11 protein-coding genes are annotated in these 15,766 nt (G+C 54.5%); 4 read left to right on the top strand and 7 right to left on the bottom strand.

The window, feature by feature from the left end:
- The first annotated feature begins 94 nt into the window (after nt 1-94).
- Nucleotides 95-919, top strand: coding sequence for an ABC transporter substrate-binding protein (locus ACZM8Y_RS02555; protein WP_302554135.1), 825 nt, complete (start codon nt 95-97; stop codon nt 917-919).
- Nucleotides 920-2,310: 1,391 nt separating this feature from the next.
- On the opposite strand, the gene ACZM8Y_RS02550 is transcribed toward ACZM8Y_RS02555, so the two are convergent.
- From ACZM8Y_RS02550 to ACZM8Y_RS02535, 4 genes are all read right to left on the bottom strand, one after another.
- On the bottom strand, nt 2,311-4,176 hold the full coding sequence (locus tag ACZM8Y_RS02550) for a TRAP transporter large permease (RefSeq protein ID WP_308770919.1): 1,866 nt from the start codon (nt 4,174-4,176) through the stop codon (nt 2,311-2,313).
- Nucleotides 4,177-4,251: 75 nt separating this feature from the next.
- Complete coding sequence (locus ACZM8Y_RS02545) at nt 4,252-5,262, bottom strand: TRAP transporter substrate-binding protein (protein WP_482330356.1); 1,011 nt, start codon at nt 5,260-5,262, stop codon at nt 4,252-4,254.
- Between the two features lie 685 nt (nt 5,263-5,947).
- On the bottom strand, nt 5,948-7,060 hold the full coding sequence (locus ACZM8Y_RS02540) for an ABC transporter substrate-binding protein (protein ID WP_482330355.1): 1,113 nt from the start codon (nt 7,058-7,060) through the stop codon (nt 5,948-5,950).
- 265 nt (nt 7,061-7,325) lie between these two features.
- Nucleotides 7,326-8,300 carry a C40 family peptidase gene (locus tag ACZM8Y_RS02535; protein WP_487480161.1) on the bottom strand — a complete coding sequence of 325 codons (975 nt, stop codon included), beginning with the start codon at nt 8,298-8,300 and terminating at the stop codon, nt 7,326-7,328.
- Between the two features lie 221 nt (nt 8,301-8,521).
- Between ACZM8Y_RS02535 and ACZM8Y_RS02530 the strand changes: the two genes are divergently transcribed.
- Together ACZM8Y_RS02530 and ACZM8Y_RS02525 are read left to right on the top strand one after the other, a co-directional pair.
- Nucleotides 8,522-8,806, top strand: coding sequence for an Ada metal-binding domain-containing protein (locus ACZM8Y_RS02530; protein WP_302553944.1), 285 nt, complete (start codon nt 8,522-8,524; stop codon nt 8,804-8,806).
- A gap of 1,295 nt (nt 8,807-10,101) precedes the next feature.
- Entirely contained in the window at nt 10,102-10,887 is a 786-nt protein-coding gene (locus tag ACZM8Y_RS02525; protein WP_479858907.1) for an inositol monophosphatase family protein, read from the top strand.
- 688 nt (nt 10,888-11,575) lie between these two features.
- Here ACZM8Y_RS02525 and ACZM8Y_RS02520 read toward each other — a convergent pair.
- From ACZM8Y_RS02520 to ACZM8Y_RS02510, 3 genes are all read right to left on the bottom strand, one after another.
- On the bottom strand, nt 11,576-12,787 hold the full coding sequence (locus ACZM8Y_RS02520; protein WP_482330352.1) for a DNA repair protein: 1,212 nt from the start codon (nt 12,785-12,787) through the stop codon (nt 11,576-11,578).
- Nucleotides 12,771-13,238 carry a methylated-DNA--[protein]-cysteine S-methyltransferase gene (locus ACZM8Y_RS02515; protein ID WP_479858909.1) on the bottom strand — a complete coding sequence of 156 codons (468 nt, stop codon included), beginning with the start codon at nt 13,236-13,238 and terminating at the stop codon, nt 12,771-12,773. Before ACZM8Y_RS02515 ends, ACZM8Y_RS02520 begins: the two co-directional genes overlap by 17 nt.
- Before the next feature lie 226 nt (nt 13,239-13,464).
- Nucleotides 13,465-14,382, bottom strand: a complete 918-nt coding sequence (locus ACZM8Y_RS02510) for a DUF1848 domain-containing protein (RefSeq protein WP_479858910.1) — start codon at nt 14,380-14,382, stop codon at nt 13,465-13,467.
- A 684-nt stretch (nt 14,383-15,066) separates the two neighbouring features.
- Here ACZM8Y_RS02510 and ACZM8Y_RS02505 point away from each other — a divergent pair.
- The gene (locus ACZM8Y_RS02505; protein WP_487480160.1) at nt 15,067-15,435 is read left to right on the top strand and encodes a hypothetical protein; all 369 of its coding nucleotides are present in this window, start codon (nt 15,067-15,069) and stop codon (nt 15,433-15,435) included.
- Nucleotides 15,436-15,766 lie beyond the last annotated feature (331 nt).

The raw sequence follows: 15,766 nt of genomic DNA, 5'->3' as shown, positions 1-15,766 counted from the left end.
TTGATTTTAGGGGCAAGGCGGAGCATACTCGAAACGATTACGTTCAAATTCGTGACTGCCGCACGGCACAACCTTTTGCAAGGAGCGTTTTTCAATGCGTCTGCTCAGAGCCTTCCTCGTCCTTTCCCTTCTGCTGCTGCCCCAGATGGCCAACGCCGAAACCTTGATGATGGCGACCACCACCAGCACGCAGGATACCGGCCTTCTGGAATACCTCCAGCCCATCTTCAAAAAGGACACGGGCATCGACCTGAAATGGATTTCCGTAGGCACGGGCAAAGCCCTCGCCCACGGCAAGGACTGCGACGTCGACGTGCTGCTCGTACACGCCCCCGCCCTTGAAGAAAAATTCGTGGCCGACGGCTTCGGCGTAGACCGCCATCAGGTGATGTACAACGATTTCGTGCTGATCGGGCCCGCCGCCGACCCGGCAGGCGTCAAGGGCAAGGACATCCCCGCCGCCCTGAAGACCTTCGCCGAAAAAAAGATCCCCTTTGTGAGCCGCGGCGACAACTCCGGCACGCACAACACCGAAAAGCAGCTCTGGAAAGTCGCCGGCATGGAAGTGCCCGGCAAGGACGCCACATGGTATATTGACGCAGGCCAAGGCATGATGGCCACCATCCGCATCGCCGCCGAAAAAGACGGCTACACCGTGACCGACCGCGGCACCTACATCAAGTACAATGCCGCCGCTCAGGGAAATGCCCCCCTGAAAATCCTCGTCGAAGGCGACAAGGCCCTCCTGAACCAGTACAGCGTCATGATGGTCAACCCCGCCAAGTGCCCCAAGGTCAAGCAGGAGGCCGCCAAGAAGTTCATCAACTGGTGGATCAGCCCCGAAACCCAGAAGGCCATCGCCAATTTCCAGCTTGAAGGCAAACAGCTCTTCTTCCCCAACGCCAAGGCCGGAAACTAGAGACCTTCACCCTTTCGACGATTTTCAAAAAATTCATTTTGAATTTCAAATAACTGAACTGCGACTTTTCATTACAACGGTGAATGCCCCGGAAAATAGCCTCGATTGATTCCACCTGAGCGGGAATATGGGGAAGGGAGGAAAACCTTCCCAACTAAAGAAAGTTCCCACGCTTTCCCTCCCTTCCCCCCCCGCCAGTACAATCCACACCTTCCCCAAACATGCTGACCCTGCCGCACAATGCGATTGCTTCATCTTCACAGTCTTAGTGAAGATACGGCACGGCCCTTTTCTCCAGCCTTTCCGCCCGTGTACCCCACAACAAAAAATTTAGGCTGTATCATAGAAACGGCTGATACCTTCTTTCTTGAAAGGCCCTGTCACAACATATGGCTGTTTCATCTCCAGAGTATGGTAAAAACACAGCCTTTTTATCCAATTTTTTGTTGGCAGGCTCTATGGCTGAGGCATTCTCTTGGTTACTCTTCTGAAACGTCAAGAAAGTATCAGCCATTTTTTATAATATAGCTTTTTTTAAGAAAGCTCCCTGCAAAAGGAACATTCCCTAGCGGGACACGACAATGCCCACACAGGCGAGGAACATTCTTTCGAGCAATCCCATCTTTTGAGTGGATACAAAACAAAACCCACGCGGGCGAGTAAGGTTCTCATCGAGCGGGTACGCTCGGAAGCGGAGGAAGACAACGCCCACGCTGACAAAAAAATTTCAATCTGCTAGGTTGTGTCGTTAATTAAATATAATATCTTGAAATTATTTAACTATTTTCAAGCTATAAAAAAGACTTTTTCAAAATAATTTCAATTAGTTACATACAAAATGACGACACGACCTAGATCTTGGTGAAGCACTCATGAACAAAGCCCACACGAGCGGGGAAAGCCATACGGTCTGGTTGAGCCCCGCACGCTCGGCAATAAAGCCCCCACGGGCAGGGAAAATTCTGACATCCTCGCCCTATTTGCGCAGCTTTCCGGAATACCCCACGCGTGCAGGGAAAGTTCCCCCTTGTCGAAATCTGCGGTTGAGGCATTTTGAATAATCCCATGCAGGCAGGGAAAGTTCCTACAAAAGGAACATTCCACCCCAAACGGCACCTTTGGCGGCGGCCCCCCAAAAAAGCTGAACCTCCGCCTTCCGGGCGTCCCCCACTTTTCCCCTTCCGCTGAACCGAACTCCCGCCGCGCGGCCTCCCCACCAGTCAAAAGTCTTTGAAAGGAGATGGGAGGGGGTTCGGGGGAGGGAAGAGGGAAACTTTCCTCAGAAAGTTTCCCTCTTCCCTCCCCCGCCCTTCCCCTCTTCCCGCCACACGCAAAAAAAGGGAGCCCCCAAGGACTCCCTTTTTCCACAGGTCAAACCGCTAAAGAAACGCCTAGTGGGAGCCGCCCACCAGAATCAGCGGAACTTCAGGGATATAGGTACAAACAAGCAGGACGAGAATCATCAGGGCGATCATGGGCAGAGCCTGAGCCGCAATGTTTTCGAGCTTCGCCTTGGCAACACCGCTGGCCACGAAGAGGTTCACGCCCACGGGCGGCGTGATGAAGCCGATGGCAAGGTTGACCACGATGATGACGCCGAAATGCAGCGGCGACACGCCCACGCCCGTCACGATGGGCAGGAGGATAGGCACAAGGATGACGATGGCCGCCAGCGCCTCCATGAACGTGCCGACGATGAGCAGGAGTATGTTGATGAGCATCAGGATGACGAACTTGTTCTCGGAGAAGCTCAGGATGGCGCGGGCCACGGTTCCGGGCACGTCCTCAATGGTCATGATATTCCCGAACAAGGTCGCCATAGCCATCAGCACGATGATGACGGCGGACGTCTCGCAGGACTCAATGCAGGAGTCGATAAGGCACTTGAAATCCATTTCCTTATACAGGAACAGGCCAACAATCAGGCCGTAGAAAGCGGCGATGGCCGCGGCCTCGGTCGGGGTCATGATGCCGCCGTAGATGCCGCCGAGCACGATGACCGGAACCATGAGCGCCCACTTGGCTTCCCATGCCGCGCGCATGAGCGTCTGGGAGTTGCGGACTTTCTCCTGCCCCTTCCAGCCCTGCTTGCGGGAATACCAATAGCAGTAGCCCATCAGCACGGCACCCACCAAGACGCCCGGCACGATGCCGCTCATGAACAGGTCGCCGATGGAGACCTGCGCGGAGATGCCGTACACCACAAAGGGGTTGCTCGGAGGGATCATGACGCCCACGCAACCGGCGGCCGCAACGAGTGCGGCGGAGAAATACTTGTCATAACCACGTTCCACCATCGCGGGGATGGTGAGCGCGCCGATGGCCGCCACGGTAGCGGGGCCGGAACCGGAGATCGCGCCGAAGAACATGCACGTCACAATGGCGGTCAGGCCGATGCCGCCGTAAGTGCCGCCGACGATTTCGTCAGCAAGGGACAAGAGGCGGTGGGAAAGCCCGCCCGCACCCATGAACACGCCAGCCGCGATGAAGAACGGGATGGCCATAATGGGGAAGCTGTCGATGGACGTAAAGGCCACCTGAGCCATGTATTCGATAGGAAGGGTATCCGCGCAGATGATGGTCGCCAGCGTGGACAGGCCGAGGCTGATAGCCACGGGCACGCCGATGGCGCACATCACGATGAAATAACCGAACAGCGCGGGCAGCGGTTCGATGTACTCACAGAAAATGACCGGCGAGGCGATGACGAAAACCGCTACGAGGCCGATCAGCGTATCCACCAGCCCGCAAACCTTGGCCTGCTTATAGAGGGACTGGAGCAGGCGGAAGCACATGAGGCCGAAGCCGAAAGGCAGAATCAGATAAGGAATCAGGAAGGGGATGCGCAGGGCCGTGGTATGCTGGGGATATTCCTGAAGGCGTTCGATCTGGCCCCAGCCGTAGTAGGCGATGGTGGCCGTCAGGATGAGGAACAGCACCTCGACCACGACCCAACTGATCTGCTGCAAACGCGGAGGCAGATGATCGTAGAGCATGTCCACCCTGATGGACGAACGCTTTTTAATGGCAATGCTCAGGGCGAGATAGGAAATCCAAATAAAGATGTAACGGGAAATTTCTTCAGTCCATACGGCGGCACCGGCGCGCTCGATGAACTGCGTGATGATGTAGCGGTAGATAACCTGCCATGTGATGAACAGGGTAATGGACAGCAGGCCGGTGACGAGGAACATCTTTTCAAAGTTTTCATCGAGCCAGTGCAGTACGCCCTGCTTGGAAGCGTTGGTCTTTTCCATGCGAGATTCCTGTGGTGTAAGAGGAAAAGAGCCGGCCTGCGGCAAAAACATGCCGCAGGCCGAGCATCAAAGGACTTACTTCTGGGTATCGGCGATCAGCTGGAGCAGCTCGGCCGGGATTTCCTTGGCGAACTGTTCACGCACGGGAGCGGTCTTGTCATACAGTTCCTTGCGCTGTTCGGGCGTCAGCATCGTGATTTCGATGCCCTTGGCCTTAAACGCATCCCAAGCCTTCTGTTCGAGCTTCACGGATTCGACGCGCTGCCACGCGGTGGCTTCCTTCGCCGCTTCAGTGATGATCTGCTTCTGTTCGGGGGTCAGGCTGTCCCACTTCTTCTTGTTCATCAGCAGGATGTGCATGGAATAGTTGTGCTCGGAGTTCATGGCGTACTTGAGCACTTCGGTGTGCTTGGCGTCATTCAGCAGCGAGAAGGTGTTGCCTTCGGCGTCAACGGTGCCCTGCTGGATGGCGGTGTAGGTTTCACCCCACGCCACGGGAGCGGGGTTCATGCCCAGTTCGGTGGCGACGGCCACTTCAACGGGGGAGTCGGTCGTACGCACCTTCAGGTTCATGAGATCCTTGACTTCCTTGAGGGGCTTCTTGGAAGACGTGAAGTTGCGGTAGCCGAATTCGCTGAACATGATGGTCTTCAGGCCGATGCTCTCGGCAACCTTATCAAGGGCCTTGCCGAGTTCACCCTCATCGAGGGCCTTGTAAAGCTTTTCCTGATTGGCGGGGGAGGTCACATAGGGAAGGTCGATAGCCATGTAGGCTTTCGAGAAGCTCGCAAGGTTCGGCGTGGAGCTGGAGGACAGATCCAGCGTCCCGGCCTGTGCCGCTTCCGTGGTCACACGGTCGCTGCCGAGCTGGCAGTTGGGGAAGAGCTGAATGCGGATTTTCCGGTTGCTCTTCTTTTCGACGAGCTCCTTAAACTTCTCATAACCGACGGTCACGTTGTTGCCCGGAGCCATGGGGTGGCCAAGGCGCAAGGTAAGCGGTTTTTCAGCTCGCGCATTATTGGTCATGCCGAGAACCATGCACGAGGAAGCCAAGAGGGCAGCTACAAGTGTACAGTACTTTTTCATCACACGTCTCCTTACGTGAAAAAAAGTATTCCCACCAACGGGTATGAGTTCGGTATACACCAACCCGCGAAAAAAAGGGAAGCCCCCCCTCGTTCATCAAAAAATGTACCAAAATTGAGTACGCAATCAACTTTTTGGGCATACCCCAAATGTCTACATTCCACAGTTTACAAGTGATTTTGGCATATTGCATGAACGATCCAGAACCCATTGAAAACATTAAAATACTTCCTATACGTACTCCCCAAAACTCGCATTGATTTCATACCACTTGGTAGTATATAAGCAAAAATAAATTATAATATCAACATATTATCAGGTCAAAAAAAATATTTTAAAAAAGTTGTGAAATTATGCTTTTTCCCCCGCCACAACCGTTCTGAAACGGCCCCCTTTCACCACCTTCCAGCCCTCCCCCTTTCCGCCCCACCGCCCTCTCAAAGCATTTTCATTTTTATTTCAAGAAAATATGGACAACATGACATCCGCCAGGGCCGGAATGGGCCTTGCGCCCCACGATTTTCCCCATTTTTAAGGGGAAAATCCCCCCTTTATTGAAACAAAAGGAACAAGCGGAGCGCCATAAAAACATTACCGCACCATAACAACCTATAAAAACAGGAAAAGGCCCATCGGCACAGAAAAATGCCGATGGGCCTTCATTGCTTTGGGGCTTAGCAGGCAGCTAATCCTTGAAAGGGCAATCCGCCGCGCTCTTCCCCTCAATGACGCCAAGGGCCGCGCCCGGAGCGGCGGGCTTATGGCCTGAGGCCTTGAAGACTTTCCGGGTCAGGCTGTCGTCCACACTCCCTTCGGGGAGCTTATCGACGTTGATGATCCCTTCCTGATGAAGGAACGCCACCACTTCATCAATGTTCGCCTTCTCACGCTTCCCGAAGTAGAAGTTCATCCACGCGCGGACAGGATTGGAAGAATTGGCCGGAACCTTGCCGAACACGGAATACCACAGCACCCGCTTGGGAACGCCCATAGCGTACTGGGAAACCATGTTGGTGACCTTCTCCCAGTTGTCGGGGTTCAGCATGAACAACTGGGCTTCCAGATCCGAACGAAGATAACCCTCGGCAACCTTGGGGTGTTTCTCCATAAAATCAGAACGCATGACCACGATGCCGAGATCCTCGTTGTCACAGGCTGAGCCATCGGCGACAATCTTCCCTGCGCCTTCGCCCACCTCGGAAGCCAGCCCGGAGAGCATAGGCTCCCAAAGCGACGCCGCATCAAGCTTTCCCGCACGGAAATTCGTGGAAATGACTTCAATGGTCTGGTTCAGGTATTCGGCGGGCTTCACGTTATACTTCTCAAAAAAACGGCGCATATACTGATCAGAGGCACTTCCCTTGGGGGCGGCGATGACCTTCCCGTCAAGCCAGCGGGCCAGCGCCTCATTGTCCTTAAAGTCCGGTGCATCCTTGCGCACCAAAATAAGCGAGCAGCGGGTACCCTCGGACATATCCGTCGTGGACACCATCTTGACCTTGCCTTTGGCGCGCACGCACAGCACGGCGGCGGGCATGATGCTCATGTAGCCGATCTGAGCCCTGTCAGCCAGCATATTGTTGGCGACGACCGTCCCCTGCACGGCGGGGTGGAACTCGATTTCCGTCCCTTCCGGCGTATATTTCTTCCAAAGCCCCAGTTCGGCGTTGATGATGGCCTGATAGGAAATCGTATCATATGGTTGAAATCCCACCACAAATTTTTCAGCCTGCGCAGGGCTGGCCAACAGCCCCATACAAAGGACGAATGCCCCCAGCATTTTCAAAAAGCGTTTCATATATGCCCTCCTCAAAATGAATACCATGCCGGCAACGCGCTTCCGCGCGGCCCCAGTACCCTTTCCGCATCGCCAACACGCAGGGGCTTCAGGCTCCTTACGGGAACCGCTCCGGCCTCCAACGCATCTCTGTTTTATTTTGCTCTATCGTGTTTTTTCCCGTTCTTCAACAGGTTCCCGCAACGGAAGCCCCTCATTCCCACAATAAAAAAGCCCCGAACGAATCGGGGCTTTTCCAACATATCGCTTCCGCAGCGGCAAAACGCTATTTTGCCTTTGCCTTGGAAGCAGACTTCTTCTGCGCTGTGGATTTCTTCTGCGCTACGGAAGCTTTCTTTTTCTGCGAAGAACGCTTCTGAGCAACCTGCTTTTTCGTGGAATATTTCTTGCTGCTTGCCACAGACGTCTTAGCCGCCGCTTTCTTTGAGGCTACCGTCGTCCGCTTTTTGCTGGAAACAGCCTTGTGCTTCGAGCTGGCCCGGCTGGACGAAAGCGTCTGCTTGCTTTTTTTCTGGGATTTGGAGACAGCCTGCTTGGACTTGTTCTGTGAAAGCGCCGCGTCGGAAGCCGTCCGGTGGAGCCGGGAAGAGCGGGATTCGTACAGCGCCATCAGTTTCCGCGCGGCTTCGGCATCGGATTCCGAAAGGCTCACGCGGCGGGCGCCGAGAAACGTCGAACTGAAATAAGGATTGCTGAGCGAGGTGATTTCCACGCTCTTGCCGCGCCGGGGGCTGTGGATGAATTTGCCGTCCCCGATGTATATCCCCGTATGATACCCACGCCGGGGATGCCTGAAAGCCACAATATCTCCGGCTTCCATTTCATCGGAATCAATAGGCGTACCCAGCACGGACTGTTCCCGCGCGGTACGCGGGAGCGAAACCCCGACGTTTTTATAGGCCCATTGCACGAAACCTGAACAGTCGAACCCCGACATGCTGGTTCCGCCGCGAACATACGGCGTACCAATAGCCGTCTTGGCGCGCTCGACAAGGTGCACGTTCGAGAAGGGAACCCCCTCATCCTGCATACGCGCCACCGCCGCAGAACGGTAATCGTAGGCAAACCGCTCTTCCGGGGTCATAGCCGAACGAGCGGGCCCAATCAGATCCCCGTAGCCGTCCCCAAAGGCAAACGAACCGTCAACCGCCCGCTGTTTGGGAGCACACCCCACGAGAATAAGGCCCGTCAACAACAAAAGCCACAGGCCAGCGCGTATTTTGATACTAGGCATGTTCATCAGGCGAGGCTAGAAAAATTTTCCATACTTGTCAACATACGTTTTTTCATAACAATATCCGTGGAATAGCATGTTTTTTGCCCCCCGTTTTCCGGCAAGTTTCCACCGCTTTTGCAGCCGCGCGCCATTCCCCGGAAAAACTAAGCACAAACCTTCTTCCCTGTCTCTTATTTTTCTGACAAAAGAAAGCACACGCCATCGTCAAACATCGGGAGGCCCTTATGCGATCCTGCTTATCCGCCATCATTCCATCCCTGGCCGCCGCGCTCCTGCTCACCGTTCCGGCCTTTGCCGCTCCGGCCCAATCCCCCGCCAAGGAAGCGCCTGCCCCCGCCCAAACCGCCGCATCCGCCTACAGCGGCAACGCCAAGACCCGGATATTCCACGCATCCGGCTGCCGTTACTTCAACTGCAAGGCCTGCACGGTACGTTTCAAATCCATTGAAGAGGCCCGCAGCAGCGGATACACCCCCTGCAAGCGCTGCCTGCCCAGCGGGGGCAAATGAGCTTTGAAAGGCCGTAGTTCCGGGGAGGGGCCTCCAGCCAAAGGGAACGAGCCCTCCCCAAACAGGGCAAGCGGCCTCTCTTCCAGAGCTTTCGCCCCCCTGTTCGCGGCGAAGCGTGCAGGAGCAACAACGGGATGAGTGGGACACATTCGTTCCCTGCCGTTTTCCTGCAAGCCCCGGCCCCGTTTTTCCTTGGAGCCATTACGCCGCTGATGTGGGTTTGCCGCGCTGCGCATCGGGCAACAGCCTAGGCGTGGGTGCAAGGCAGGCTGCCGTGTCGCGCATCGTATGTTTTGCGATATTTCAAAACCCAAACGCCCCTAGCCGCATCCTCCCGACTAGGCCGTGCCATCAATGAAATATAATATTTTGAAATTATTTGATTATTTTTTCAAGCTACAAAAATATTTTCAATAATTTCAAATAATTATATTTAAACAGGTTCTGTCATAGCGTATGGTTGTTTTGTCCCATCAACATACTGAAAATATACTTTTTCTCAAATTTTTCCGCTGATGGGCTCCATGACTGGGAATTTTATCTAGGCGGACAGCACCACCCGACAGTATGGGATGGGCTCCATGATTAGGGATTTTATTGGTTATTTCTTTGGAATTTCAAGAAATAAGGCATCAACCGGTTTCTATGATACAGCTTTAAAATGGCTGTGTTATAGAAAATGGTTGATGTTTTTTTCTTGAAATTCCAAATGGATAAACGAAAAATGCCTTAGCCGTGGATCCCGCCAAGGGGAAAAATAGGAGAAAAAGGCTGTATTTTCAAGGTACTGTGGAGATGAAACAACCACAAACTATAACAGAGCCTTTAAAATAATGGCCTAGCCTAAGGGCCGTTCACACAGACAGAGAATAGACATATTTTTACAAACAGTTGTCCTCATTTTTGAGCGATGCCGTTTTTAACACGCTTTAATCATGGGGAAAATTAAGCATGGTATGAACATGCCCTAGGGGAAAGCCCCGTCCCCCTAAGCGGACGGCATTCACTTTTGCAATGAAAGACGCAATTTCAACTCTATGAAATTCAAAATGAATTTTTAGGAATCATCGAAAAGGTGCATGTCCCCTAGCACCTTGGATTGATAGCCGGGTTCTTGGATTAATAGCCGGGTTAAGGTGAAAAAAACTTCCACCTTCGGCGCAGCCTCCCTCCCTACAACCTGTTTTGAGGAAAGCCGCCTGAGAGCCGCCGGCCCTCTCCAGCCCTTCCGTTCGGGCCGGTTCCAGCGTACCTTTCCCCCTGTCCCTTCAACTTTTTTCGGATCGTTCACCACCATGACAGAACAGCTTTCATCATTGGCCTTACAAGCCCTTGCCATCGTCGAGGAAAGCGGCGCCATCATCAGCGCCAACCATGCCCATCCCCACACTATCCGCCATAAGGGGCGCATCGATCTCGTAACCGAAACCGACATTGCTGTGGAGGCATTCCTGAAAGAACGCCTTGCGGCCCTGACGCCCGGCGCCGGGTTCCTCGCTGAAGAAAGCGCGGAAGATCTGAGGCTGCCGGATACCTGCTGGATCATCGATCCCGTGGACGGCACAACCAACTTTGCCCACGGCCTGCCCCTGACTGTCACCTCCGTGGCCTACCGCCTGAACGGGGAAACCGTGCTCGGCATCATCAACGCGCCGCTGCTCCGTGAATGCTATATTGCGGAAAAAGGGAAAGGGGCATGGCGCAACGGGGAGCGCATCAGCGTCTCATCCGTGGCGGCCTGCGAGAATGCCCTTGTAGCTACTGGCTTTCCTTATGAAATAGCCCGCCGCGTGGATGAAATCCTGAAGCGAATACGCCCCGTGCTGTCTTCTTGCCAAGGTGTGCGGCGCTGCGGGGCCGCGGCGCTGGATCTCGCATGGACGGCCTGCGGGCGGTTCGACGCTTTTTATGAAGACGAACTCAAACCGTGGGACATGGCCGCAGGCGCGCTGCTCGTCACCGAGGCAGGGGGCACTGTTTCCAATCTGGACGGCTCGCCCTTTGCTCTGCGCTGGTCAATCCTCGCCGGAAACAAGGCCATGCATGAACTCATCGGAAACATGATCCGCTCATCCCAATAAGGGACAAGGGGAGGCGCCCAAGACAGATGCTTGGCCCCTCCCCTCCCATACCTGCCCCCAATCATCCCGCACCTCGGACAAAACCGAATCCCTGATGCAGGTTTGGGCGTATTATCGCCAATTACCCCGCACCGCGGGCAAATCATACGGCATAGCGGGGCCTCACGTTCCCCCCAAAGGGCCGAAAAGAAAAGGCCCTGCATAATTGTGGTTGTTTCATCTCCACAGCGTCATCTCCACAGTGCGGTGAAGATACGGCCTTTTTATCCGGCTTTCCCCTTGGCGGAATCTACGACTAGGCCGTGTCGTTAATTAGATATAATCTATTGAAATCATTTAACTACTTTTCAAGTTGCAAAAGATTGTTTTGAATAATTTCAAATAGTTACATAAAAACCAACGACACAGCCTAGGGCCTGTTCACACAAACAAAGAATAAACATATTTTTACAAATAGTTATATCAGCTTTCGAGCGATGCTGAATGTTCCTTCCAACCTGCTTCAGCCATTGGCAAAACTCGGCATAGCGTGAACACGCCCCAAGGTATTTTTCTGGTTAATCCTTTGAAACTCCAAAGGAAAAAGCACCGACCATTTTCTATGGCACAGCCCCCCCAAAAAAACGGATCAACTCCAGATACGTTCCCCGTGCCAATCCCGTGCCCGTTTTCCGTAAAACGGAGCGCATCAGGCTCTGGGGAGCCTTACCGCCAAAGCCTCCTCCATGTCCGCAAGCGACCAAAGATACAGCGAAGCGACCGACCCATACGGGGAATAGCGCTTTCGGCGGCGTTCAAACCGCTCCCGCGTCAACTCCCGATCCCCATAGAGCAACGCCATACCCCGCCGGATGCCCAGATCGCCCCAACTGAGCACGTCCGGGCGGCACAGCGAAAAAATCATAAGCATTTCCGCCGTCCATACGCCAATGCCGTTGAGGGCCGAAAGCTTCCTGAGCAATTCCTCATCGGGGGCATGGCGCAGGGCCTCCAGATCCAAAGCACCGGAAGCGGCCTCGCGGGCGATACCCTGAATATACCCCACCTTACGCTGGCTGAGGCCACACTGCTGGATCTGTGAGGGATCAACCTCTGCAAGGGATTGCGGCGTAAAGTTCCCCACCAGGCCGTGCAGCCGATCGGAAATCGTCTGCGCGGCCCTTCCCGAAATCTGCTGTGCAATCACGCTGTCAATAAGAGCCGTAAACAAATCCGGCTCCACCCCGCGCCGTATTGCCCCAAGCCGTCCGATCACCCGCCCAAGCCGTTTGTCCCGGCGTTTCAGCGCGTCGAGCGCCTCCCCACCGCATGGGAATACGGGACGCAGCCGCTCCCCACATTCCCAAAGGCACAGCGTCGCCGCCGAGCCGAACGGCGCGTGGCGAGCCCGAAACGCCTCAAAACCTTCCCGCGTGCAGCTTCGCGGCCCATGCGCCCGCATCAGGCCACTCCGTACGGCCTCATCGTCGAACCGCAGGACATCGGGACGCCGCAGCACTCCGATCAATATACGCACGGCAAGGCGTACATCCACGCACCGAAGCGAACACAAAACGCCCACCGCCTCGTCGTCGGGCAGGGCGGCAAGGCGCTCCATGCCGATCTTTCCTGAGAGAACCGCCTTCGCCGCACCGAGCAACGCCTTCGCCGTCTTCTTCCCGAAGCCCTCCAACGCCGGGCCAGCCTCAAGCACGCGTTCAGGGCTGACCTCCCCAAGCCGTGCGGCCAACGATGCCCATGCGAACGGGAACGCGTCGGATGCCCCCTTTTCCACAATCCCCCTTGCCAGCGCCGTAAACAGATCCGTTTCCAACTCGAAAACGGCATCGCCAACGGCTTCGGCCAGCACCGGATCCACGGAACGCAACCGGGCGAACGCCGGATCAGTCAGCGGGGCCATACCTGCGCTCCAGCTCAAGCAAACGCTCCTTCATGCCCAGCCCGCCGCCGTAGCCGACAAGCGCGCCTGTGCTGCCGATGATCCGGTGGCAAGGGACGATGATCGCAATGGGATTGCGGTTGTTCGCCATGCCCACGGCACGGCAAGCCTTCGGGTTGCCGATGGCTTCGGCAATATCCTTATAGCTTGCCGTATGGGCATAGGGAACCGTACACAGGGCCTGCCAAACCCGTTTCATAAAAGGCGTCCCCTCAAACCGCAACGGCAAGTCAAACGCTTTGCGCCGACCGGAAAAATACGCCTCCAACTGCGCAAACGCCTCACCCAGCAGCGGCGTTTCAGGGCCTTCCGAAACGGCATCACTCCGCTCCGGCAGGTAAAGGCGCGTGATGAACCCCTCTTTGTCTTCTATGCCCACCCGTCCAAAGGCGGTTTCCCGAAAACACAGCATATGAACTCCTTATGGCTTCCGCATAGCATGGTTCGCTTTGGCCTACTTCCCTTTTTGAACCCCTTCCCCCAGAGGACGTCTTCATCCTGCCTTAACCGATGGTGCGCTTATCTCCAGCCATTCCGCAATCCTTCGGCATCCGGCAAAAGCCCATGGCCCCGTCCGCAGTGCAAACGGATTGGCTCAACACAAACAAAAACGCCCCCTCCCGTTGCCTTCCTTTCCATTACAACAAGGATAACTGGCGGCTCTTCAGGCTGGCGCAACGCTGCTCCGTCACCTCATCGTCAGGGGAAAGCCTCCCCACAAGCAGCGGCGAAGCGGGATCATGCAGCGCCGAGCCCCGCCCCACGGGGACGCCATCCTGATTGGCGTAGCAATAAAGGCATCCGTTCCCGCAAGTGCCGTATGCGCCGACATCCACACTGGCCACGCACCTGCACCCTTCCCGCTGCTGCGAAGGGCGGACATCAAGGCGGCATCCTGCTGCCCGCTCGACAAGCCCACGGCTGACGCAGCCCGCATGGATGACACCGGAGGCGTCCACATCCTCTGCGCACAGGGAAAGCCGTATCCCCCTGCGCTCCGCCATCGCAACAAACGCGGCAAGCAGCGCCTTCCGAGCCTGCCCGCTGCCCCCGCAAAGCCCAAGGGCCGGTATCCGGCGGCGGATCTTCGGGTATATATCCAGAAAACTGACGACACACATGCGCGTAACCCCCTCAAGCCGCTTCGTCAGCGCTTCAAAACAACGCATATGCCACGAAAAAGGATACGCCTCGCTGAAAAAGACGGGATCATACCGCCAGATCACCCGTTCGCTCCCAAAGGCTTCCGACAGCCGCTTCATAGCTTCGACCAATTCCAGCTTGTCAGGAAGCCCCGGTTCCACATCCCGCCCATACCCCGTCAACGTATATTGGAATACACAGGGCCAGCCACGCAGCAACGCCAACCGCCCCAGCACAGGCAACGGGTTCTTCGTCCACAAAACAAGGCAGTCCACGGCTTCACGGGAGAACACATACCGGGTGACGCGGCGCGCATCATGGCGTACGCATACGCTGCCCGCCTCCAGCCGACTGCAAAGCCACTCAGAGTAATAGGTGGGAATATCCGTACGACGGCTCGCGCTGAAAATCATATCTTTTTCCTTGCCGCATTTCCCGGTTCTCCGCAACGGGCTTCCTTCCCCTACACGGGCGGCATTGTCCAAACAGAAATAGTGGCTCCTGAAAATACCCTAGGCCGCGTCGTCAACTAGATGTAATCTATTAAAATCATTTAACTATTCCTAAAGCACTCGAAAAATATTGTTTTCAAAAAAATTTCAAATAGTTATATGTAAAACAACGATACGACCTAGGCGCATCAACGAAAAGGCTGCGTCATAGGAAATGGTTGATGTTTTTTTCCTTGAAATTCCAAATAAATAACCAGTAAAAGGCTAAACGCAGAGTCCATCAACGAAAAACTGGAGAAAACGTCCGTGGCTTCAGCATACTGTGGAGATAAAACAACCACACACTCTGGCAGGGCCGCAAAAGGCTGTTCCGCAGTAATAATTTGATATTTTTATTAAAATTGGCTCTGTTATAGTTTGTGGTTGTTTCATCTCCACAGTGCGGTGAAAATACAGCCCTTTTCTCCGGGTTTTCCCTTGGCGGGATCCACGGATAATGCATTTTGCCGGTTATCCCTTTGGATCTTCAAGGAAAAAAGCATCAACCATTTTCTATAACGCAGCCTTAAAATTTCAAACAATCAACCCGCAAAATACCTCAGTTATGGCGTCCGCCAACGGAAAAATAAGGCACTGTCATAGTATATGGTTGTTTCATCTCCACAGCGCGCTGAAAATACAGCCTTTTTATCCAGTTTTCCCCTTGGCGGAATCCATAGCCAAGACATTTTTTGGGGTTATTCCTTTGGAACTTCAAGGAAAAAACATCAGCCATTTCCTATGACACGGCCAAAAATAAAAATTCTCTACCTTCAACATGTTGTAAAAAATACACAAGTATATCCTTATAGTGGCTCCAAAAGAAACCGCCTGATGAAGCAGGCGGTAACTAGGCATTCGTGTCGAGATAACACACCAGCCCTTCTGCAATGTCATTGTAAAATCCGTAACCCGTCTTTTTTGAAGCTCTCTCACGCCTCCGGCTGTGAGGCCATTGTGCCGCACATCAACTGACCTTGAGGGAAAATTCCGCCTTCCCCACCTGCTCTTCCTTTAGGGCAAATGAACTTTACCATTTTATAATGTTAAAGATTAAGGTACGCTCACTCCGGCCTTGAACAGCACAAATACATTGTGCTTATGCCTTCAGCGACCGCCTGCCTCCCGCAGCCGGAAGAGCATCTTCAACGTGAAACCCTCCAATTCCCCGCCCTCTATCCTTACCATCCCCTGCCTCCCATCCGATAGGAACTCCCGCCGCGCAGCCTCCCCACCAGTCAAAAGTCTTTGAAAGGAGATGGGAGGGGGTTCGGGGGAGGGAAGAGGGAAACTTTCTGAGGAAAGT

The organism is Bilophila sp. (genome assembly GCF_057864385.1).
Note: the sequence above shows the minus strand (reverse complement) of the source record. Positions and strands in the feature narration are given on the sequence as shown.

Bases quoted from the DNA above. Each gene is read 5' to 3' on its own strand.
- ACZM8Y_RS02515 (WP_479858909.1), bottom strand. From the start codon at position 13,238: ATGCTGTGTTTTCGGGAAACCGCCTTTGGACGGGTGGGCATAGAAGAC.
- ACZM8Y_RS02545 (WP_482330356.1), bottom strand. From the start codon at position 5,262: ATGAAAAAGTACTGTACACTTGTAGCTGCCCTCTTGGCTTCCTCGTGC.
- ACZM8Y_RS02530 (WP_302553944.1), top strand. From the start codon at position 8,522: ATGCGATCCTGCTTATCCGCCATCATTCCATCCCTGGCCGCCGCGCTC.
- ACZM8Y_RS02510 (WP_479858910.1), bottom strand. From the start codon at position 14,382: ATGATTTTCAGCGCGAGCCGTCGTACGGATATTCCCACCTATTACTCT.
- ACZM8Y_RS02550 (WP_308770919.1), bottom strand. From the start codon at position 4,176: ATGGAAAAGACCAACGCTTCCAAGCAGGGCGTACTGCACTGGCTCGAT.
- ACZM8Y_RS02505 (WP_487480160.1), top strand. From the start codon at position 15,067: ATGGTTGTTTCATCTCCACAGCGCGCTGAAAATACAGCCTTTTTATCC.
- ACZM8Y_RS02540 (WP_482330355.1), bottom strand. From the start codon at position 7,060: ATGAAACGCTTTTTGAAAATGCTGGGGGCATTCGTCCTTTGTATGGGG.
- ACZM8Y_RS02535 (WP_487480161.1), bottom strand. From the start codon at position 8,300: ATGAACATGCCTAGTATCAAAATACGCGCTGGCCTGTGGCTTTTGTTG.
- ACZM8Y_RS02525 (WP_479858907.1), top strand. From the start codon at position 10,102: ATGACAGAACAGCTTTCATCATTGGCCTTACAAGCCCTTGCCATCGTC.
- ACZM8Y_RS02520 (WP_482330352.1), bottom strand. From the start codon at position 12,787: ATGGCCCCGCTGACTGATCCGGCGTTCGCCCGGTTGCGTTCCGTGGAT.
- ACZM8Y_RS02555 (WP_302554135.1), top strand. From the start codon at position 95: ATGCGTCTGCTCAGAGCCTTCCTCGTCCTTTCCCTTCTGCTGCTGCCC.